The 18188-nt window shown below is 70.7% G+C and carries 17 protein-coding genes and 3 pseudogenes; 9 read left to right on the plus strand and 11 right to left on the minus strand.

Annotated elements, in window-relative coordinates:
- Window positions 1-14 precede the first annotated feature (14 nt).
- From ACQEV2_RS38760 to ACQEV2_RS38785, 6 genes are all read right to left on the minus strand, one after another.
- On the minus strand, window positions 15-536 hold the full coding sequence (locus ACQEV2_RS38760; RefSeq protein ID WP_433052760.1) for a shikimate kinase: 522 nt from the start codon (window positions 534-536) through the stop codon (window positions 15-17).
- Entirely contained in the window at window positions 533-1717 is a 1185-nt protein-coding gene (gene aroC, locus ACQEV2_RS38765) for a chorismate synthase (protein ID WP_433052763.1), read from the minus strand. Before aroC ends, ACQEV2_RS38760 begins: the two co-directional genes overlap by 4 nt.
- Window positions 1686-3629, minus strand: a complete 1944-nt coding sequence (locus ACQEV2_RS38770; protein WP_433052766.1) for an anthranilate synthase family protein — start codon at window positions 3627-3629, stop codon at window positions 1686-1688. Before ACQEV2_RS38770 ends, aroC begins: the two co-directional genes overlap by 32 nt.
- Complete coding sequence (locus ACQEV2_RS38775; protein ID WP_433052769.1) at window positions 3626-4249, minus strand: isochorismatase family protein; 624 nt, start codon at window positions 4247-4249, stop codon at window positions 3626-3628. Before ACQEV2_RS38775 ends, ACQEV2_RS38770 begins: the two co-directional genes overlap by 4 nt.
- 38 nt (window positions 4250-4287) lie before the next feature.
- Complete coding sequence (locus ACQEV2_RS38780; protein ID WP_433052772.1) at window positions 4288-5058, minus strand: 2,3-dihydro-2,3-dihydroxybenzoate dehydrogenase; 771 nt, start codon at window positions 5056-5058, stop codon at window positions 4288-4290.
- Between the two features lie 73 nt (window positions 5059-5131).
- Window positions 5132-6304, minus strand: coding sequence for a 3-deoxy-7-phosphoheptulonate synthase (locus ACQEV2_RS38785; RefSeq protein WP_433052775.1), 1173 nt, complete (start codon window positions 6302-6304; stop codon window positions 5132-5134).
- 844 nt (window positions 6305-7148) lie between these two features.
- Between ACQEV2_RS38785 and tal the strand changes: the two genes are divergently transcribed.
- Together tal and ACQEV2_RS38795 are read left to right on the plus strand one after the other, a co-directional pair.
- Window positions 7149-8345 (plus strand): transaldolase, encoded by a 1197-nt coding sequence (gene tal / locus ACQEV2_RS38790; RefSeq protein ID WP_433052778.1) that lies wholly within the window; start codon window positions 7149-7151, stop codon window positions 8343-8345.
- Window positions 8346-8937: 592 nt separating this feature from the next.
- Window positions 8938-9426 carry a flavin reductase family protein gene (locus tag ACQEV2_RS38795; RefSeq protein ID WP_433052781.1) on the plus strand — a complete coding sequence of 163 codons (489 nt, stop codon included), beginning with the start codon at window positions 8938-8940 and terminating at the stop codon, window positions 9424-9426.
- Between the two features lie 227 nt (window positions 9427-9653).
- Here the strand turns inward: ACQEV2_RS38795 and ACQEV2_RS38800 are convergent.
- A pseudogene (locus tag ACQEV2_RS38800) lies at window positions 9654-9931 on the minus strand (ABC transporter substrate-binding protein); the annotation flags it as partial.
- Window positions 9932-10322: 391 nt separating this feature from the next.
- On the opposite strand from ACQEV2_RS38800, the gene ACQEV2_RS38805 reads away from it, so the two are divergent.
- Together ACQEV2_RS38805 and ACQEV2_RS38810 are read left to right on the plus strand one after the other, a co-directional pair.
- A complete protein-coding gene (locus ACQEV2_RS38805; RefSeq protein WP_433052784.1) occupies window positions 10323-11339 on the plus strand; it encodes a zinc-dependent alcohol dehydrogenase family protein in 1017 nt (338 codons plus the stop codon).
- Between the two features lie 300 nt (window positions 11340-11639).
- Window positions 11640-12071, plus strand: a complete 432-nt coding sequence (locus tag ACQEV2_RS38810) for a DUF4240 domain-containing protein (RefSeq protein ID WP_433052787.1) — start codon at window positions 11640-11642, stop codon at window positions 12069-12071.
- A 406-nt stretch (window positions 12072-12477) separates the two neighbouring features.
- Here the strand turns inward: ACQEV2_RS38810 and ACQEV2_RS38815 are convergent.
- Window positions 12478-12734, minus strand: a pseudogene (locus ACQEV2_RS38815) (transcriptional regulator); the annotation flags it as partial.
- Window positions 12735-12879: 145 nt separating this feature from the next.
- On the opposite strand from ACQEV2_RS38815, the gene ACQEV2_RS38820 reads away from it, so the two are divergent.
- Entirely contained in the window at window positions 12880-13449 is a 570-nt protein-coding gene (locus ACQEV2_RS38820; RefSeq protein WP_433052789.1) for a DM13 domain-containing protein, read from the plus strand.
- Window positions 13450-13584: 135 nt separating this feature from the next.
- On the opposite strand, the gene ACQEV2_RS38825 is transcribed toward ACQEV2_RS38820, so the two are convergent.
- The 3 genes and pseudogenes from ACQEV2_RS38825 to arsM all read right to left on the minus strand — a co-directional run.
- Window positions 13585-14319, minus strand: a complete 735-nt coding sequence (locus ACQEV2_RS38825) for a cation transporter (RefSeq protein WP_433052792.1) — start codon at window positions 14317-14319, stop codon at window positions 13585-13587.
- Window positions 14319-14654, minus strand: coding sequence for an ArsR/SmtB family transcription factor (locus ACQEV2_RS38830; RefSeq protein ID WP_433052794.1), 336 nt, complete (start codon window positions 14652-14654; stop codon window positions 14319-14321). The genes ACQEV2_RS38825 and ACQEV2_RS38830 overlap by 1 nt, the downstream gene beginning before the upstream one ends.
- 330 nt (window positions 14655-14984) lie before the next feature.
- Window positions 14985-15731, minus strand: a pseudogene (arsM, locus tag ACQEV2_RS38835) (arsenite methyltransferase); the annotation flags it as partial.
- A gap of 106 nt (window positions 15732-15837) precedes the next feature.
- On the opposite strand from arsM, the gene ACQEV2_RS38840 reads away from it, so the two are divergent.
- From ACQEV2_RS38840 to ACQEV2_RS38855, 4 genes are all read left to right on the plus strand, one after another.
- Window positions 15838-16233 carry an ArsR/SmtB family transcription factor gene (locus ACQEV2_RS38840; RefSeq protein ID WP_433052797.1) on the plus strand — a complete coding sequence of 132 codons (396 nt, stop codon included), beginning with the start codon at window positions 15838-15840 and terminating at the stop codon, window positions 16231-16233.
- The gene (locus tag ACQEV2_RS38845; protein ID WP_433052800.1) at window positions 16230-16964 is read left to right on the plus strand and encodes an aquaporin; all 735 of its coding nucleotides are present in this window, start codon (window positions 16230-16232) and stop codon (window positions 16962-16964) included. Before ACQEV2_RS38840 ends, ACQEV2_RS38845 begins: the two co-directional genes overlap by 4 nt.
- A gap of 25 nt (window positions 16965-16989) precedes the next feature.
- A complete protein-coding gene (locus ACQEV2_RS38850) occupies window positions 16990-17409 on the plus strand; it encodes an arsenate reductase ArsC (protein WP_433052803.1) in 420 nt (139 codons plus the stop codon).
- 298 nt (window positions 17410-17707) lie between these two features.
- The gene (locus ACQEV2_RS38855; RefSeq protein ID WP_433052806.1) at window positions 17708-18115 is read left to right on the plus strand and encodes a hypothetical protein; all 408 of its coding nucleotides are present in this window, start codon (window positions 17708-17710) and stop codon (window positions 18113-18115) included.
- Window positions 18116-18188: the final 73 nt, after the last annotated feature.

Below are 18188 nucleotides of genomic sequence, written 5' to 3' on the forward strand. Positions count from 1 at the left end.
GGCCCTCCGCACGTTCAGGCCCTCGCCTCTTGCCGGGCCGGCGCCGCCACGACGGCCTCCACGACGCCTTCCGGGGTGAGCCCGCTGGTGTCGACCACCGCGCGGGCGACCTCCGTGTAGAGCGGACGTCGCGCCTCCATCAGCGTGCGCCACTCCCGGTGCGGATCGCCGGCCAGCAGCGGCCGGCCCGTGCCCCGCCCGACCCGCCGGATCGCCTCGGCGGCGTCGACGTCGAGGAAGACCACCGGCAGCCCGGACAGCAACGCCCGCGTCCGCGGAGCGAGGACCGCCCCACCGCCCAGCGCGAGAACGCCGTCGTGCTCGGCGAGCGCGCGGGCCACCGCCCGCTGTTCGATGGCCCGGAAGGCGGGCTCGCCCTCGTCGGCGAAGATGTCCGCGATCGAACGCCCCTGCTCGGCGACGATGTCGTCGTCGGTGTCGCGGTAGCCGACCCCGAGGCGCTCGGCGAGCATCCGGCCGACGGTGGACTTGCCCACGCCCATCGGGCCGACCAGGACGATCAACGGGGTGCTCATCGGATGGCCAGGTGGTCGAGGTACGACCGGACGTTGCGGCGGGTCTCGGTCACCGAGTCGCCGCCGAACTTCTCCGCCACCGCGTCCGCCAGCACCAGCGCGACCATCGCCTCGGCGACGATCCCGGCCGCCGGAACCGCGCACACGTCGGAGCGCTGGTGGTGCGCCTGGGCGGGCTCGCCCGTGGTCACGTCCACGGTCCGCAGCGCCCGCGGCACGGTCGCGATCGGCTTCATCGCCGCCCGCACCCGCAGCAGCTCACCCGTCGTCAATCCGCCCTCCGTACCGCCCGACCGACCGGACGCACGCCCGATGCCCGTGGGCGAGGCCACGATCTCGTCGTGCGCCCGGGAGCCCGGCACCCGCGCCAACTCGAAGCCGTCGCCGACCTCCACGCCCTTGATCGCCTGGATGCCCATGAGGGCGGCGGCCAGACGGGCGTCGAGCCTGCGGTCCCAGTGCACGTGCGAGCCGAGGCCGACCGGGACGCCGTAGGCGAGCACCTCGACGACCCCACCCAGGGTGTCGCCGTCCTTGTGCGCCTGGTCGATCTCCGCGACCATCGCCTTCGACGCGTCCGCGTCCAGGCAGCGCACCGGATCGGCGTCCAGCTTCTCCACGTCGGCGGGCGTGGGGTAGACCCCGTACGGCGCCTTAGCACCCGCCAGCTCCACCACGTGCGACACGATCTGGATGCCGGTGGTCTCCTTCAGATACGACCGTGCCACCGCCCCCAGCGCCACCCGCGCCGCGGTCTCCCGGGCGGAGGCCCGCTCCAGCACGGGGCGGGCCTCGTCGAAGCCGTACTTCTGCATGCCGGCCAGGTCGGCGTGGCCGGGGCGGGGGCGGGTCAGCGGGGCGTTGCGGGCCAGGCCCGCCAGCACCTGCGGATCCACCGGGTCGGCCGCCATGACCTGCTCCCACTTCGGCCACTCGGTGTTGCCCACCATGATCGCGACCGGTGAGCCCAGGGTCAGCCCGTGCCGTACCCCGCCGAGGAAGGTGACCTCGTCCCGCTCGAACTTCATCCGCGCACCGCGCCCGTAGCCCAGCCGCCGCCTCGCCAGATGGTCCGCCACCATGTCCGTGGTGACGGCCACGCCGGCGGGAAGGCCCTCCAGCGTCGCCACGAGTGCGGGACCGTGGGACTCACCCGCGGTCAGCCAGCGCAACCTGCTCAATGGCGCCGTGCTCCTTTCCCATCGCGCCGGGGAGGATCTCCTTGATCAGGTCGCCGACGATGCGGACGCCGTCCTGGGTGAGCACCGACTCGGCGTGGAACTGCATCGACGCGAAGTGCGGGCCGCGCAGCGCGTGCACCTCGCCGGTGTCGGGGTCGCGGCTGACCTCGACGATGCCCACGCTCTCGCAGTCGGCCTTGTCCCCTTGGCTGCGGGCGGCGAACGTGTTGTAGAAGCCGACCCGTTCCCGGGCGCCGAACAAGTCGATCTCCTTCTGCACACCCTGGTTGGGGACCACCCGGCGGACCAGGGGGAAGCCGAGCAGCGTGCAGAGCGTCTGGTGGCTCAGGCAGACGGCGAGGAACGGGCGCCGCTCGTCGAGCAGGGTGCGCACCGCGGTCCGCAGGTGGGCGATCTTGGGGTGGTCGGTGTCGCGGGGGTCGCCCGGACCGGGCCCCATCACGACGAGGTCGTATCCGTCCAGCGAATACGGCTCGTCGAACCGGCGGACCGTCACCCGCAGCCCCATGGAGCGCAGTTGGTGGTCGAGCATCGACGTGAACGTGTCCTCGGCGTCCACGACCAGCACCCGTCGGCCGATCAGCGCCGGATCGGGCCGCGATCCCTGGCCGTTCCCGGCCAGCCAGAAGCCGGCGAGGGTGGCGTTGCGCTGTTCCAGGGCCTCGCGGACCAGCGGGTGGTCCGCGAAGCGGGAGGGCCCGTCGGACTCGATGGCCGTGAGCAGTCCCGCCGCCTTCGCCGCGGTCTCGGCGACCTCGCTCGCCGGGTCGGAGTGCCGCACGAGCGTGGCGCCGACCCCGATCCGCAGCCGGCCGGCGTCGTCGATGTCGGCGGTGCGGATCAGGATGGAGGAGTCCAGGGTCCGGCCGCCGCGCTCGTCACGGCCGATGAGCGCGACGACGCCGCTGTAGTAGCCGCGGCCCTCGGGTTCGTAACGGCTGATGACCCGGCAGGCGTTCTCCAGCGGGCTGCCGGTGACGGTCGGCGCGAAGAGCGTCTCGCGCAGGATGTCGCGCGGGTCCCGCGTGCTGCGGCCCTCGATGAAGTACTCGGTGTGCGCGAGGCGGGCCATCTCCTTCAGGTACGGCCCGACCACCCGGCCGCCGGACTCGCAGATCCGGGCCATCATCTTCAGTTCCTCGTCGACGACCATGTACAGCTCGTCGGCCTCCTTGCGGTCGGCGAGGAAGTCCAGCACCTGGGGCAGGGTCGGGCCCGTGGACGGGTAACGGTAGGTGCCGCTGATGGGGTTCATCACCGCCGTGCCCTCGCGCAGGCTGATGTGCCGCTCGGGGGTGGCGCCGACGAGGGTACGGGAGCCGGTGTGCACCAGGAACGTCCAGTAGGCGCCGGTTTCGCGCTGCAGTAGGCGCCGGAAGACGGCCAGGGCGTGGTGCGGCGTGTAGCCGGTGATGTCGGCGGTGTAGGTGCGCTTGATGACGAAGTTGGAGCCCTCCCCGGTGCCGATCTCGTCCGTGACGACCCGGCGGACGGTGTCGGCGTACTCCTCGTCCGGGACGTCGAAGCGGCCGCCGGACAGCTCCACGGGCAGGTCGGGGATCCGGGTCAGCACCTCGGTGACGGGCACGGTGGCCTGACCGCTGACGGTCATGGCGAGCAGCGGCGTGCCGTCGTCGGGGGAGGCGAATCCGCGCTCGGCGATCTGCCGGTAGGGCACGAGGGCCAGGACCTCGTGGCGGGGGCCGTCACCCGTCTCCGGGGCGTCGGGCAGGGGCAGTTCGGCGAGGGTGCGCAGCTCGGCCGCCTCACCGACGACGACGTCCAGGACTCCCGGGCCCGTCGTCTCGGGGCGGTGGAGCAGGGCGTACGCGGCCGGGGGCCGTTCGCCCAGGATCCGGCCGAGCAGGTCGCCGCTCGGGGTGCCGGTCATGCCAGGACCTCCTTGGTGGTGACGACGACGGCGCAGCGCTGCGCCGCGTACTCCAGGGCCAGCCGGTGGTGGTACTGCGAGAAGTCGGCCACCGCGTCGGCCACCAAGAACGGCTGGATGTCGTGGGTGAACGCCTCGACGGCGGTCATCAGCACGCCCACGTGGGCGTACACCCCGCACAGCACCAGCTGGTCGCGGCCCGCGGCGCGCATCCGCTCCAGCAGGTCGGAGCGGAAGAAGGCGCTGTAGCGCCACTTGGTGAGCTGCCAGTCGCCGGCGGCCGGGGCCAGTTCGTCGACCACCTGCCGGTCGGCGGGGGCGGTGCGCATGCCCGGGCCCCAGAAGTCCTTGAGCAGGCCCCGCTGCTCGTCGGTCATGCCGCCGGGCTGCGCCGTGTACGCCACCGGCATGCCGAGCCCGGCGCAGTGTTCGCGGACCAGCCGGGCATTGCTTACGAGTTCCTCGCGCAAGTCCTCGGGGAGGGGCCGCAGGAAGAAGCGCTGCATGTCGTGGACCAGCAGCACAGCGCGGCCCGGGTCGATGGACCAGTGGGCGACGTTGCCGGGCAGATCGCCCGCCGTCGGCATCGGGTAGGGGGAGATCTCGGGTATGCCTGCCATGGACTTCTTCTCCTGGTCGCCTGACGTCTGTGGGGGGCCTAGGCGCCGAGGGCGGCGCCGCCGTCGACGGTGAGTTCGTGCAGGGTGATGTGGGAGGCCTCGTCGGACAGCAGGAAGACGACGGCGCCCGCGACGTCCGAGGGGCGGGCCAGCTTGCCCAGCGGGATGCCCACCCGGAAGGCGTCCAGCTGCCCTTCGACCGTGTGCCTCGGGCCGGACTCGTCGAGCCACATGGACGTGAGCATCGGAGTGCTGGTGGAGCCCGGTGCCACGACGTTGCAGCGGATGCCGTCCCGGGCGACCTCCAGGCCCAGGCTCTTGGTGAACATCGTCGCCGCCGCCTTGGACGCGGCGTAGGCCGCCATCTGCATCCGCGGGGTGGCGGCGGCGTTGGACGCGACGGTGACGATCGCGCCGCGCCGGCGCGGCAGCATCCGGTTGACGACGGCCCGCGACATCCGGAAGACACCGGTGGCGTTGACGGCGAACGTCGTCGTCCAGTCCTCGTCGGTAAAGTTGCGCACGCTACCGAGACGCAGCACACCGGCGCCGTTGACCAGGTACTCCAGCGGGCCGAGGCGCTTCTCGGCCTCCTCGACCACGGCTTCGACGTCCGGGCCGCTGGTGACGTCGGCGGGGAGCGCCTGCGCCTCCAGGCCGTCCGCGCGCAGCTTCTCCACCACCCGCCGCAACCGGTCGGCGTCCCGGTCCACGGCGGCCACCACCGCGCCGCGTTCGCCGAGGGCGCGGGCCACCGCCTCGCCGATGCCGCCCGCCGCTCCGGTGACGAGTGCGACCTTCCCGTCCATCTTCAGGACCTCCTCCTCTGCGTGTCTGCCTGCCGGCCGTGCGCGTGCTGATCAGGGTGGGTGGGTCGAGGTGTCATCCGAGCCAGGCCGAGGCCACGGCGACCGCCTGGCTCGGGTTGAGGCGCGGATCGCAGTAGGACGTGTACTTGTCCGCCACGTGATCGACGCAGGAGTCGTTGGGGACGCACTCGGTGACGTCGTCCGGGGTGGTCTCCAGGTGCAGCCCGCCGACGATGCCGCCCTCGGAGCGGACGGCCTCCTGGAACTCCTGGATCTCCCGCTCGATCGTCTCCACGAAGCGCGTCTTGAGGCCGCCCGGCAGGGTGACGGTGTTGCCGTGCATGGCGTCGGTCAGCCAGATCACCGGGTGCCCGGCCTCGCGTGCCGCGGCGACGAGCTTCGGCAGGCGGTCGCCGACGGTGGCGGCTCCCATGCGGGCGATGAGGGTCAGGCGGCCCTTCTCCCGCTGCGGATCGAGCCGTTCGCACAGTCCGAGGAGTTCGTCGGTCGTCACCTTGGGCCCGATCTTGCAGGCGACCGGGTTGGCGACCCGGGACAGCAGGGCGACGTGGGCGCCGTCGAGCTGGCGGGTGCGCTCGCCGATCCAGGGCCAGTGCGTGGAGGTGAGGACGAGCCGTCCCTGCTCGTCCCGCCGGACCATGGGCAGTTCGTAGTCCAGGATCAAGGCCTCGTGGCTGGTCCACACGGGCGGCTCCATCCACTGCCGCCGTACGGCGTCCCGCCAGCCGAGGTGGGTCATGATCTCGTGGGCCGCTTGGTAGCAGGCCAGGATGCGCTGAGGCTCCGGCCGCCGGCTCTCGGGGTCGGGCTCCGGCCCGTTGACCATGTGGCCCCGGTAGGAGGGCAGTTCCATCCCACCCACCAGTTCGGTGGGGCTGGAGCGGGGTTTGCCGAACTGACCCGCTATACGGCCCACCCGGATCACCGGCTTGTGCGTGATCATCTTCAGCGCGCCGACCAGCAGGTCCAGCACGGCGGTCTTGCGGGCGACGTAACCGGGCGTGCACTCGGCGGGGTCCTCGGCGCAGTCGCCGGACTGGACGACCAGGGCCTCTCCCGAGGCGACCCGGGCCAACAACGAACGCAGGGTATCGACGTCCCTTGCGTCGACGAGCGCCGGACAGCGGGTCAACGTGTCCCTGACCTGGTGCACCCGTGATGCGTCACCCCACTCGGGCTGTTGCCTGGCCGGTTTGTCCTGGATGTCGAGCAGAGCGTCGTCCACTGGTTGTCTCCTTTGGCGAAGGGCATGACTCCGGTGCGCCGTCGCCGGGGCAGGCGAACTCCGTGACGTGCGCAGCCGTGCGGGTCTCGGACGTGGGCCGGCGGCCGCGCGAGAGGCGCTACCGCGGCTCGGGCGGGTGGTGCCGATCCGCGTGCGCCGGAGTGCGACGGCTGCCGGATTGTTCGGCACACGTAATCGGCACACGTAATAGGTCCGGTCGCGGATACGTCGAGGGAACGCGCGGGCGACAATTGCCCGCTTCAAGGCGAACCGCTTCGGCGTCGGCGGCAGCGCGCAATGGCGCCCGCCCAAGATGTGTTACTGGCTCCGGTAAGACGTTTTCCCGTTCAGTCGGCGTCGGCCATGGGCAGAGAAACCGAAACGACCGTCATGGGCCCGTTCGTGGCCCTATTGCGCCGGGGAGTCGAGGGGCCGTTCGAGCGGCGTTCCGGGTGGCCCACTGACCGGGCGGGGCTTGAAAAAAAGGTCGTTCGCCCAGGTGGCGGGTGACCGGACGCCTGTCGGCGCATGGGTTGCGGACATTTCTGGTGGACGGGCCGTCGAGGACGGCGGTGTGGGTCATGCACGTGATGCTCCCTCGGCAGACGGAGTGGCCGTGCCGGACCTCCGGCCAACTGTTTGCACCGATCCTGAGTCGAGAGTGAAGGTTTGCCCAATGGTGATCGACGCACTTCGTCAAATAGCCGGTACTTCATCAAGTCGATGTGAGAACCACTTTGCGCCAATGTGGCACATCACCCGTAGTTCACCCCGGGTACATGCGAATAGCCTCGATACCGACACTTGAACTCGTGAGTGATGCACCAAGGAGTGACGATCCGTCATGTCGGACCGGCTGGGGCCACCAGGTGTGCTGGAGCTGGACGAACTGGTCGCGGAGGGTGTCTCGCCATGGCTGGACGGACTCAGCCGCGGCCACTTGGCCTCCGGATGCCTGACCCGTCTCGTCGCGCACACGGGAGTCCGGGGCGCCACATCGGACCCGGCCGCCCTGGCCGCGGCGGTCGAGACCGAAGACGCCTACCGTGAACAGCTCGCCGGCCTTGCCTCCGACGACATCTGCGCCGCCGACGCGGTGCGAGCGGTGTCCGCGTACGACGTCCGCTGGGCCTGCGACGAACTCCGGCCGGTGTACCGGGCCACGCGTGGACTGGACGGCATGGTGTCGATGGATCTGGATCCGAGCCTCGCGTGCGACGTCGAGTCAGCCGTCGCGGAGGCGGAACGGGCGCTGCGCGCGGTGAGCCGGCCGAACGCGATGGTCAAGCTGCCGGCCACTGCCGAGGGGATCGCCGCGATCAGGGAGTGCATCGGCGAGGGCATCCCCGTCCACGTCACCGCAGTCTTCTCCGTGTCACGCTACCGTCAGGCCCTCGAGGCCTACGTGGAAGGCATCCAGCGTGCCCTGGCCGGCGGCCGACGGCTCTCCACGCTCTCCTCGGTGGTCTCACTGCCCGTGGGCCTGCTGGACGCCGAGGTCGACGCCCGGCTGGAGGAGCTGGGTACCCCGGACGCCCTCGCCCTGCGCGGCGAGGCCGCCGTGGCACGTGCCCGACACTTCTACCAGATCCACGACGACTGGTTCGGCGACACCCAGTGGCGCGCTTTGGCCGCCGCGGGGGGCCATCCGCAACGACTGATGTGGACGGCCACCACCGTGACGGACCCGTCGTCGTCCCCCACCCGATACGTGGAACGGCTCGTCACCTGGGGCACGATCAGCACGATGACCCTCCCCACCCTGGATGCCGCCGCCCGCCGCCTCGCCCTGTGCGGCGACACCCTCATGGGGCACCACCGCGCGGCCCACGAGGTGTGGAGTCGACTGGAGCGCCTGGGCATCAACGGCGACGAGATCGCCCGAAAGCTGGAAGCGGAGAGCATGAAACGGCTGGCCGCCGCGTGGAGCGACCTGTACGCGGCGGTGGACGCGGGGCGACACACGGCCCATCGGACGCAGTCAACCAGGCGGCGAGGGTGCACCGGGAACTCCACGGAGAAACCCTTGTCGACCTGCTGACGTGCCCGGCTGCCGTGGGTCGCCCGCCTCAGCTCCCCACGTAACGCCGCCGGCAAGGTGAACTGGGAGGCGCCCGGCTACGACGACGCCTCCTGGCCCGCGGCGACCGACGCGGGCGCAGCCGGCGCGGGCCCGGGGAACGCGCTGGTGAAGAGACCCGGATGGAAGGGACGGGCCACGAGGGAGACTTCGCTGACCTGCGAAAATGGCTGGTTGGTCGGCGACGGGTGGGCGACTTGGCTGCCTGCGTTGCCTCCGCCCTTCCATCACGTGGGGAAGGGCGGCTGGGAGTGCTGCAAGCCCGGTGTACTGACGTATCACCAGGTCTCGTCGGGGTTCGTGTCCGGCAGGTTCGGATCTGGTCCGAGATCCGATCGCCGGTGCCCCCTCCGCGGTTCGACAAGCGCCTGGACCGTGCGGTTGTCGCGTCGGTGCTCCTGCGCCGCACGCCCTGCCCGGCTGACCCGACGTCGCCCGAGGCCATGGGCACCGACCGCGCGGCGGCGGCTGAGCCCGCTGGGTGGCATGGGCCTGCGCTGCGTGGTGAGGTGATGACGAGAGGCTAGTCACGGGCGACGAAAGCGGCTTGGGCATGGCGGACATGGACGAGTTCATCGGACGGCTGAACCCCGACATGTGTGTGGTCACGGCCGCGGCGGGCGGCGAACGGGCCGGCTGCCTGGTCGGGTTCGCCTCGCAGTGCTCCATCCGGCCGGTGCGGTTCGTGGTGTGGCTCTCGGAGGCCAACCACACCTTCCGGGTGGCACAGTCCGCGCAGGTCCTGGGCGTGCACCTGCTGACCCGCGAACAGCGTGCCCTGGCCGAGTTGTTCGGCGGGCGCACCGGCGACCGGGAGGACAAGTTCCGGCACGTCCGCTGGCGGGAGGGGCACGGCGGGGCCATCGTGCTTCAGGACGCGCCGGCCTGGTTCATCGGCCGGATCGTCACACGCATCGGCGGCGGCGACCACGTCGGCTTCGTCCTCGACCCGGCCGAGTGGGGCGAGCGCGCGTCGTACGACGGGCCACTGCTGCGCCTTGACGACGCCCGCTCCATCTCGCCCGGTCACCCGGTGGACTGACCGAGCCACCGGGCGTCCCGAACTCCGGGCGGTGCCTGGGCCGGGCCGGGGGGTGTGAAGCCGGCGCCGGGGGCGGAGGGGCTACATCCGGCTGTGGTTCACAATCTCCCTTTGACTCGCGCAGATCGACCACGCCAGCTCCCTGAGACGGGAATTGCACGCATCGGTCGCGGACCAATGTGCCTGCAAGCTCCCACGGTTGGCCCGCGCAGCCGCCACAGAGCGGTGGCGACTCTTGCGGTGCCGTAGGTGCGGGCGAACAGCGCGTAGGGGTAAAGGACGGCGTCGTCGTCGTGCGGGTACGACGAGGCGATCTTGCCCTTCCACTTCGGGTCGACCAGGTCGAGTGGGTTGCGGGGCGCGTCCGAGTCCACGGCCACGGTGTCGTACAGGAAGCTGAAGGCGATCGCGGCAACGGCGACCCCGGCACCCTGCGGTCCCTGAACCCGTCGTACAGCTTCGAGAATCCGGCGGGCCTGTAGTGCATCAGCCGGCCCTGCTGCTTCCGGGACTTCGCGTCGCCCGGACGGAGCCCTGGGCCGTCCCAGACCTCGTCCCCTGCCCCGCTGTCGACGCAGACTTCGTCTGGCGGGGTCCCGATCACGTCACCGGAGTGCGCCTCGATGCTCTCGCCGCCGCGGAACTGGACCAGGGCGATGCCCTCGACCATGTAGAAGGTCTGGCCACGACCGTGGGAGTGCCAGCCGTGCGGGCAGCGGGCGAGAAGTGGACCGCGTCGGCGCGGGCCCGGGAGTTGCCCTTCAAAGGGTTGAGGGAACTTCTCCCAGCTGTTCGTTCCCCCGTGATGACCTCTCCGCTTTCCCTCCCCGCCGTCGCGTGTGAGGCTCGACCCAGAGCAGACCCCGAGCAGACACCGCAACGAAAGAAGCACTCGTATGCGCGGCGCAGTCATCCACGCCCCCGGCGACGTCCGTTTCGAGAGGCTCGACGACCCGAAGATCATCAAGCCGACCGATGCCGTCATCCGTACCGTGGCCACCTGCGTGTGCGGCTCGGACCTGTGGGACTTCCGTGGCCTGAATCCCGTCGAGGAGCCTCATCCGATGGGCCACGAGTACGTCGGCATCGTCGAGGAGGTCGGCAGCGATGTCACTTCGGTCAGGCCAGGACAGTTCGTCGTCGGCTCCTTCGCCACGTCGGACAACAGCTGCCCGAACTGCCTGAACGGCTATCAGTCCAACTGCCTGCGCCGGGAGTTCATGAGCACCTGCCAGGCCGAGTACGTCCGCATCCCCAACGCCCACGGCACGCTCGTCGCCACTCCCGAGCGGCCCGCCGACGAGTTCCTGCCTAGCCTGCTGGCTCTGTCCGACGTGATGGGCACCGGCTGGTACGCCGCCCGGGCCGCCGAGGTGAAGCCCGGCTCGACCGTCGTCGTCGTAGGTGACGGCGCGGTCGGTCTGTGCGGTGTCATCGCCGCCAGGGAGCTCGGCGCCGAGCGGATCATCGCCATGAGCCGCCACGCCTCCCGGCAGCGGCTGGCCCTGGAGTTCGGCGCCACCGACATCGTCACCGAACGCGGCGAGGAAGGCATCGCCCGTGTCAAGGACCTCACCGGCGGCATCGGCGCCGACTCGGTCCTGGAGTGCGTCGGCACCCCCGAAGCCATGCGGCAGGCCCTGCACGCCACCCGCCCCGGCGGCAACGTCGGCTTCGTCGGCGTCCCGCACGACGTCGCGCTCGACGGCGAGGAGCTGTTCTACTCCCACGTCGGCCTGCGCGGCGGCCCGGCTCCCGTGCGCGGATATCTGCCCGACCTGATCGACCGGGTCCTGACCGGCCGTATCGACCCGGGCAAGGTCTTCGACCTCACCCTGACCCTGGAACAGGTCGCCGAGGGCTACAAGGCCATGGACGAACGCCGCGCCATCAAGGCCCTCCTGACGCCCTGACCTCGTACGGGTTCGTGGCGTTCCAGCGCGGTCCCGACCGAGTGATGGCCTCTTGGTCTTGGACACCGCTTCTTTTCATGCCTGCGGGTCGTTGAGTGGTTCGTGGAGGCCTGGTTGAGCGGCTGGTTCCAGACGAGCTGTGGGTGCTGTTCCCGGGGTAGCGCAGCCTTCCGAGGTCACGCCCTCAGGGCGGTGGGCGAGCTCGAGCAGGTGACCGCGAAGCACTTTCGCCCAGTGGAGCCGGGACCGTGCGCGGGCCAGGACCCCGCCGCTGTCACAGCGGTCCGTCATGCTCTGCCCATGAACGAGAACGCCTTCTGGCAGCTCATCGACGACTGCACACCGTCCACGCCCGACCCGGACGCCGAACAACTGGCCGCGGCATTGACGAGCCGTCTCTCCGCTGGACCGCTGGCGACTGTCATCGGGTTTGCCGAACAGCTGTCATGGGCGCTCTACCGGCTGGATCGCAAGGAGTACGGACACGACCTGTCGAGCGACAGCTTCCTCTACACCCGCGCAGCCATCGTGGCCGCCGGCCGTGAAACCTACGAAGCAACGCTCCGCGATTCGCAGCTCTTTGCTCCCTACGCCCGAGATCTGATGTGGGCAGAGAGCCTGCTCTACGTGCCGGACGAGGCATACAGGCGCATCACCGGTGACGAGTGGGACCGCAGCACCCGCTACTCCTACGAGTCCTACTCGAACGCGGCGGGATGGGCCGACATATAGCCCCAGCAGCCCCAGTCACACCAAGAGAAGCGGCGTCTTAGCGCTTTCTTCGGAGACACGTTGCGCCAAGAGACCGATCCCCGCCCGTCTGGGCGCTCCACGACCTGCCCCTGTCCAGCCTGTCGGGCCGTATCCACCGGGACGGGGCGCTCCGCGCTGGGGGCCGCGCACTGAATCTTCGTGGCCGCCCGGTGAGGCGGCAGCCCGCGTCGATGAGCACGGTCTGGGCGCAGGGTGCCGTTGCGGGAAGCGCCGCCGCTGTTCCCGGCCGACGTGCGCTCATGGGTGTGGCCGCGTTCGCAGCAACTCCGGTGCTCGGCACGCTGGTTGTACGTTTCGCGGGGCCACCTGCGTGCCGCTGACCGCGCTCACACTGACGCGCGGACATCAGGTGAGACGGCGGGCGTCAGTGGCTGGAGTCGGTGAGGGAGGAGGAGGCCGACAGATGCTGGTCGGCGGCCCAGGAGGCGAAGATGCGCAGGCGCTCGTGGGTGGGGGAGCCGGGGGCGGCGGTCCAGACGGTCAGGTGCTGGTCGGGGTCGGTGTAGGCGGTCAGGGTGTCCAGTCCAGGACGAGTTCGCCGACGACCGGATGGGCGAACTGCTTGTCGCGCGTGGACAGTTCACCGACGAGCTCGATCAGGCGGGGGTCGTCGGGGTACCGAGGATCAGCCGCCCGACCGACGCGATCATCCGCACCGTCGTGGGCGACGGGGACGTAAGGGTTTCGTCATCGGCCGTGCAGCCCGAGATGGCCGCTCCACCCGTTGAATGGGGGTGAGAGCAGTGACTTCCGGGAGGTGGGGCGTATGGGGCAGGGACGACGTACTCGGGTCAGGCCGTGGATCGTCGGCGTGCTGGTGGTGGCGGTCGCCGGGGTCGGCTTCGGGCTGTACTGGTTCCAGCCGTGGAAGCTGTGGCAGGACGAGACGGTGCAGGAGGCGCTGCCCGTGACCGTGGACGCCTCCAAGGCGCCCGCCGGGGCGCCGTCGTCGGGGGCATCCGGCGCGCCGGCTCCGGCACGACCGGTGACGGTGGCCAGGGGCGAGCTGATCAGCCACGAGCATGCGACGTCCGGCACGGTGAAGCTCCTGCGGCTGGCCGATGGCTCCCACATCGTGCGGCTGGAGAACCTTGACACCAGCAACGGCCCTGACCTGCGCGTACTGCTGACCGACGCACCGGTCGAGGAAGGCCGGGCCGGCTGGCACGTGTTCGACGACGGGGAGCATGTCGGTCTCGGCAAGCTGAAGGGCAACAAGGGCAGCCAGAACTACACCGTGCCCGCAGATGTGGATCCGGCCCGGTACGGCAGCGTCAGCATCTGGTGCGACCGCTTCGACGTCTCCTTCGGCGCCGCGGAACTCGCCCGTCGCTGAAGCGTAAGTCCGCTTGCGAGGCTTCACCTTTGAGCAATTCGCGACGTCTTTGAGTAATTCGCGACGTCAGGACGTCCGTGACGAAGGCGTCTGCGTGTCAGTGTCCGTGCCTTGCGAGGTAGTGGATCAGTTCCGTCAGGTGGTTCCGCTCTGAGGACCGCAGCAGCCACACCCCGCACCGCAGCCGTGCCCCGCCTGTCCCTCCTGTCCAGCCTGCGTGTCGACGCCGAGCGGCACCGCACAGCAGCTGTCACCCCGCCACGCCTCCCGGCCCTCCTTGACCGCGACGGCGGCGATCACCAGGGCGGCGATCGGATCGGCCCAAGTCCAGTCGAACAGCGAGTTGGCGAGCAGCCCGGTCAGGACGACGGCGGACAGGTAGGTGCACAGCAGGGTCTGCTTGGAGTCCGCGACCGCCGAGGCGGAGCCCAGTTCGCGCCCGGCTCGGCGCTGTGCAGCCGACACGAACGGCATCACGAGCAGGGACAGCGCGGCCAGCACGATCCCGGGGGTGGAGTGCTCCGCCTCGCCGGTGCCGGTCAGGGCGCGGACGGAGTCCACCGTGACGTAGGCGGCGAGCGCGAAGAAGGACACCGCGATGATCCGCAGCGCGCTCTTCTCCCGCGCCTCGCGTGCGGCGTCGTCGGCGGCGGAGAACTGCCAGGCGACGGCCGCGGCCGAGGAGACCTCGATGACCGAGTCGAGGCCGAAGCCGATCAGCGCCGTGGAGGAGGCGAGCGTGCCGGCGGTGAGGGCCACGATCGCCTCGATCACGTTGTACGTGATGGTGGCGGCCACCAGCAGCCGTATTCGCCGGGCCAGTTGAGTGCGACGCCGTGAGGACGGGCCCAGGGACAGCGCGGCCGTCATCAGCAGCAGTCCTTCTCGTCGGCCTCGGCACAGGTCCGGTCGGCCTCGACGGCGAGGACGGCACCGCGCAGGTCGTCCAGGGCATGGCCCAGGCGGGCGTCGGCGAGCTCGTAACGCACGCGCCGGCCCTCGGGGACGGCGACGACGATGCCGCAGTCGCGTAGACAGGCGAGATGGTTCGACAGCCGGGTGCGGGAGACACCCAGCTTCTCGGCCAGGTCGGCCGGGTGGGCGGGGGCCTCCCGCAGGGCGAGCAGGATGCGGCAGCGGATCGGGTCGGCGAGCGCGCGCCCGAAGCGGGCCAGGGCGTCGACGTCGGAGGCGATGGTCAGCACGGCTCGACGGTACACGGATTCCTGAATTCATGGAAACGTGGATCATCGTGGGGTGTGGGCACCTTCGCGGAGGTGCCCACACCCCACACCCTGGCCCGGCTGTCGGGGGGATGGGGGTCAGTCGACGCAGCCGCATCCTGACGCGGTCTTCGCCTGCGTGGCCGTGAGCGCCGGGTCGGCGGAGGTCTCGACCGAGGTGCAGCAGCCGCTCACGCCGCAGCACACGTCGGCCGACTCCGCCTGCTCGGAAGCCTGCCCAGCAGCGGCGGAGGCAGGAGCACTGGCACTGGCAGTGGCAGCGGCTGAGGCTGCGGCAGTGGCGTGGGCCGTCACCGGCTTCCTTGCGCGGACGATCGCGGAGTGCATGCCGTCGGCGACCGAGTGCGTCGGGGTGATCTCCACGTCGTGGAAACCCGCGGCCTCCAGACCGGCCCGATACTCCGCGAAGGACAAGGCCCCCGCGATACAGCCGACGTAGTCACCGCGCTCGCCCCGCTGCTCCGCTGTGAGGCTGTCGTCGGCGACGACGTCGGAGATGCCGATACGGCCGCCGGGCTTCAGGACGCGGAAGGTCTCGGCGAAGACGGCGGGCTTGTCGACGGACAGGTTGACGACGCAGTTGGAGATGACGACGTCGATCGTGCTCGCGGGCAGGGGGATGGCCTCGATGGTGCCCTTGAGGAACTCGACGTTCGTGGCGCCCGCCTTCGCGGCGTTGGCCAGGGCGAGTTCGAGCATCTCGTCGGTCATGTCCAGGCCATACGCCTTCCCTGTCGGCCCGACGCGACGTGCGGAGAGCAGGACGTCGATCCCGCCGCCGGAGCCGAGGTCGAGGACGCGCTCGCCCTCGCGGAGTTCCGCCACGGCGGTGGGGTTGCCGCAGCCGAGGGAGGCAGCGAGGGCCTCGGCGGGCAGGGTGTCGCGTTCGTCGGCGGCGTACAGGGTGGAGCCGAAGTTCTCGTCGACCTCGATCGGCTCGGGCCCGCAACAGGCGGTACCGCCCTCGGTGACCTTCACGGCTGCCGCCGCATAGCGCTGGCGGACGGTTTCACGCAGGTCGGTGGACTGCTCGCGCATGACTTCACTCCCTTGTGACGGGGCTTGGCGGCGCCCCGGAACGGCCTGTATTGAAGTTCGTTGATGCAAGCTTGCGCCTTGGATCGAAAAACGTCAACATAGAGGCATGTCGAAACAAGAGCTTGAGGTGATCGGTCAGCTCGAGGTGATCGGACAGGAGGATCCCGCCTGCTGCGCGGGCCTGGCTGCCGCCCCGCTGGACGAGGAGCAGGCGACCGAGCTGGCGAAGGTCTTCAAGGCCCTGGGCGACCCGGTCCGGCTGCGCCTGATGTCGATGATCGCCTCGCGCGGAGAAGGCGGCGAGGTCTGTGTCTGCGAGCTGACCCCTGCCTTCGAGCTGTCCCAGCCGACGATCTCCCACCACCTCAAGCTGCTGCGGCAGGCCGGTCTCATCGACTGTGAGCGCCGCGGCACCTGGGTCTACTACTGGGTGCTGCCCGGTGTCCTGGACCGGCTCGCCTCCTTCCTCACCACGCCGCAGACCGCCGGAGCCGGCGCGTGAGCGCGTCGCTCGGCCGCCGCGTGGCCGCCGAGGCGATCGGCACCGCCCTGCTCGTGGCGGTGGTCGTCGGCTCCGGCATCCAGGCCACCGAGCTGTCGCACGACGTGGGCGTGCAACTGCTCGCCAACTCCCTGGCCACCGTCTTCGGCCTCGGCATCCTCATCCTGCTGTTCGGGCCGGTCTCGGGCGCGCATTTCAACCCCGTCGTCACGCTGGCCGCGTGGTTCACCGGCCGTCGCGACGCCGACGGCCTCACCTTGCGGGACGTGGCCGCGTACGTCCCCGCCCAGACAGCGGGAGCGATCGGCGGGGCGGTCCTGGCCGACGCGATGTTCGCCAAGCCGCTGGTCGACTGGTCCACGCACGACCGGTCTTCAGCGCACCTCTGGCTCGGCGAGCTGGTCGCCACGGCCGGGCTGATCCTGCTGATCCTCGGCCTCGGCCGCATCCACCGCGCTTCTCTCGCGCCGGCTGCGGTGGCCGCGTACATCGGCGCCGCCTACTGGTTCACCTCATCGACCTCGTTCGCGAACCCGGCGGTGACCATCGGCCGGGCCTTCACCGACACCTTCGCCGGCATCGCCCCGGCCTCCGTCGTGCCGTTCATCGCCGCCCAGCTGGCCGGAGCCGTGCTCGGGCTCGGTGCCGTCGCCGTGGTGTACGGCCGTCCCGCCCCCGCCACGGACCGGATCGCCGACCTGCAGGGCGAACCCGAACTCGCCTCCTCCTGAATCGCCTCCCGGAAAGACGCCCGCCATGAGCACCTCCACCGCACGCCCCTCGGTCCTGTTCGTCTGCGTCCACAACGCCGGCCGCTCCCAGATGGGCGCCGCCTTCCTCACCCACCTCGGCGGCGACCGGGTGGAGGTCCGCTCGGCCGGCTCCGCGCCCGCCGACGCGGTCAACCCAGCCGTCGTCAAGGCCATGGCGGAGGTCGGCATCGACATCTCCGCCGAGACACCGAAGGTCCTCACGACCGAGGCGGTGCAGTCCTCGGACGTGGTCATCACGATGGGCTGCGGCGACGCCTGCCCCTTCTTCCCCGGCAAGCGCTACCTGGACTGGCAGCTGGACGACCCGGCGGGCCAGGGAGTCGAGGCCGTACGGCCGATCCGGGACGACATCGAACAGCGCGTACGCGCCCTGCTCACCGAACTCGGCATCCCGGCGGCGTGACCCCGACGATGGGCCGACGACGGGCCGGCGGCGGGAGAGCCCGCGGCAGCCGGCCCCTCGTTCCTTGTGCGTGACCGGGGCGTCGCCGACGAGGTTTGCGACCTGGCACGCCGGCGCTCCCCTCCCAGTGACGAGCAGCCCGTCAACCTCGGCGTCACCCACCTACCGAACGGGGTCGTCCGCTCGATCCAGGGCCCGGTCACCCACCCGGGGCGCGTCACCGTGCGCCCCGGCGGCGCGTCGCGGATCCTGGTCCTCCACGTCACAGAAATGACGACGCGAGCGGAAGCGAAGCGCGATGTCGATCAGCAGATGGTGCAGCAGCGCCCTGGTGGCCGCCCTCGCCGTGACGACCGGCTGCGGTGCTCCGGGCGAGCGCACCGAGGGCGCTTCCGCCGCCGCGACCGGCTTCACGGACGCGTTGCGACAGGGGAACGGCAGGCAGGCCTGCGCTCTGCTGGCCCCGAACACGCTCGAAGAGCTGGAGAAGTCCGAGCAGACGGCATGCGATCAAGCGGTGACCCAGGAACAGCTCCCGGCCGGTGACTCGGTCCGGAAAGTGGACGTGTACGGCAATCAGGCCCGGGTCGTCCTCACCGACGACACCCTGTTCCTGGCCCATTTCCCGACCGGCTGGAAGGTGACAGCCGCCGGATGCACGCCCCGTCCCGAGCAGCCGTACGACTGCAGGGTGAAGGGCGGGTGAGGCACCGATGCGGACCATGTTCACTCTGTGCCTCGTACTCGTGCTCGGCGGCCTGGCCTACTTCCTGACGCTG

This window comes from Streptomyces sp. CA-251387 (assembly GCF_050936625.1).
In the GTDB taxonomy this organism is placed as follows: Bacteria; Actinomycetota; Actinomycetes; order Streptomycetales; family Streptomycetaceae; genus Streptomyces.

Excerpts from the sequence above, each read along its gene's own strand:
- ACQEV2_RS38810 (WP_433052787.1), top strand. The coding sequence starts at position 11,640 with ATGAACGAGAACGCCTTCTGGCAGCTCATCGACGACTGCACACCGTCC.
- tal (WP_433052778.1), top strand. The coding sequence starts at position 7,149 with ATGTCGGACCGGCTGGGGCCACCAGGTGTGCTGGAGCTGGACGAACTG.
- ACQEV2_RS38770 (WP_433052766.1), bottom strand. The coding sequence starts at position 3,629 with ATGACCGGCACCCCGAGCGGCGACCTGCTCGGCCGGATCCTGGGCGAA.
- ACQEV2_RS38780 (WP_433052772.1), bottom strand. The coding sequence starts at position 5,058 with ATGGACGGGAAGGTCGCACTCGTCACCGGAGCGGCGGGCGGCATCGGC.
- ACQEV2_RS38795 (WP_433052781.1), top strand. The coding sequence starts at position 8,938 with ATGGCGGACATGGACGAGTTCATCGGACGGCTGAACCCCGACATGTGT.
- ACQEV2_RS38825 (WP_433052792.1), bottom strand. The coding sequence starts at position 14,319 with ATGACGGCCGCGCTGTCCCTGGGCCCGTCCTCACGGCGTCGCACTCAA.
- ACQEV2_RS38820 (WP_433052789.1), top strand. The coding sequence starts at position 12,880 with ATGGGGCAGGGACGACGTACTCGGGTCAGGCCGTGGATCGTCGGCGTG.
- ACQEV2_RS38840 (WP_433052797.1), top strand. The coding sequence starts at position 15,838 with ATGTCGAAACAAGAGCTTGAGGTGATCGGTCAGCTCGAGGTGATCGGA.
- ACQEV2_RS38855 (WP_433052806.1), top strand. The coding sequence starts at position 17,708 with ATGTCGATCAGCAGATGGTGCAGCAGCGCCCTGGTGGCCGCCCTCGCC.
- ACQEV2_RS38775 (WP_433052769.1), bottom strand. The coding sequence starts at position 4,249 with ATGGCAGGCATACCCGAGATCTCCCCCTACCCGATGCCGACGGCGGGC.
- ACQEV2_RS38850 (WP_433052803.1), top strand. The coding sequence starts at position 16,990 with ATGAGCACCTCCACCGCACGCCCCTCGGTCCTGTTCGTCTGCGTCCAC.
- ACQEV2_RS38805 (WP_433052784.1), top strand. The coding sequence starts at position 10,323 with ATGCGCGGCGCAGTCATCCACGCCCCCGGCGACGTCCGTTTCGAGAGG.
- ACQEV2_RS38760 (WP_433052760.1), bottom strand. The coding sequence starts at position 536 with ATGAGCACCCCGTTGATCGTCCTGGTCGGCCCGATGGGCGTGGGCAAG.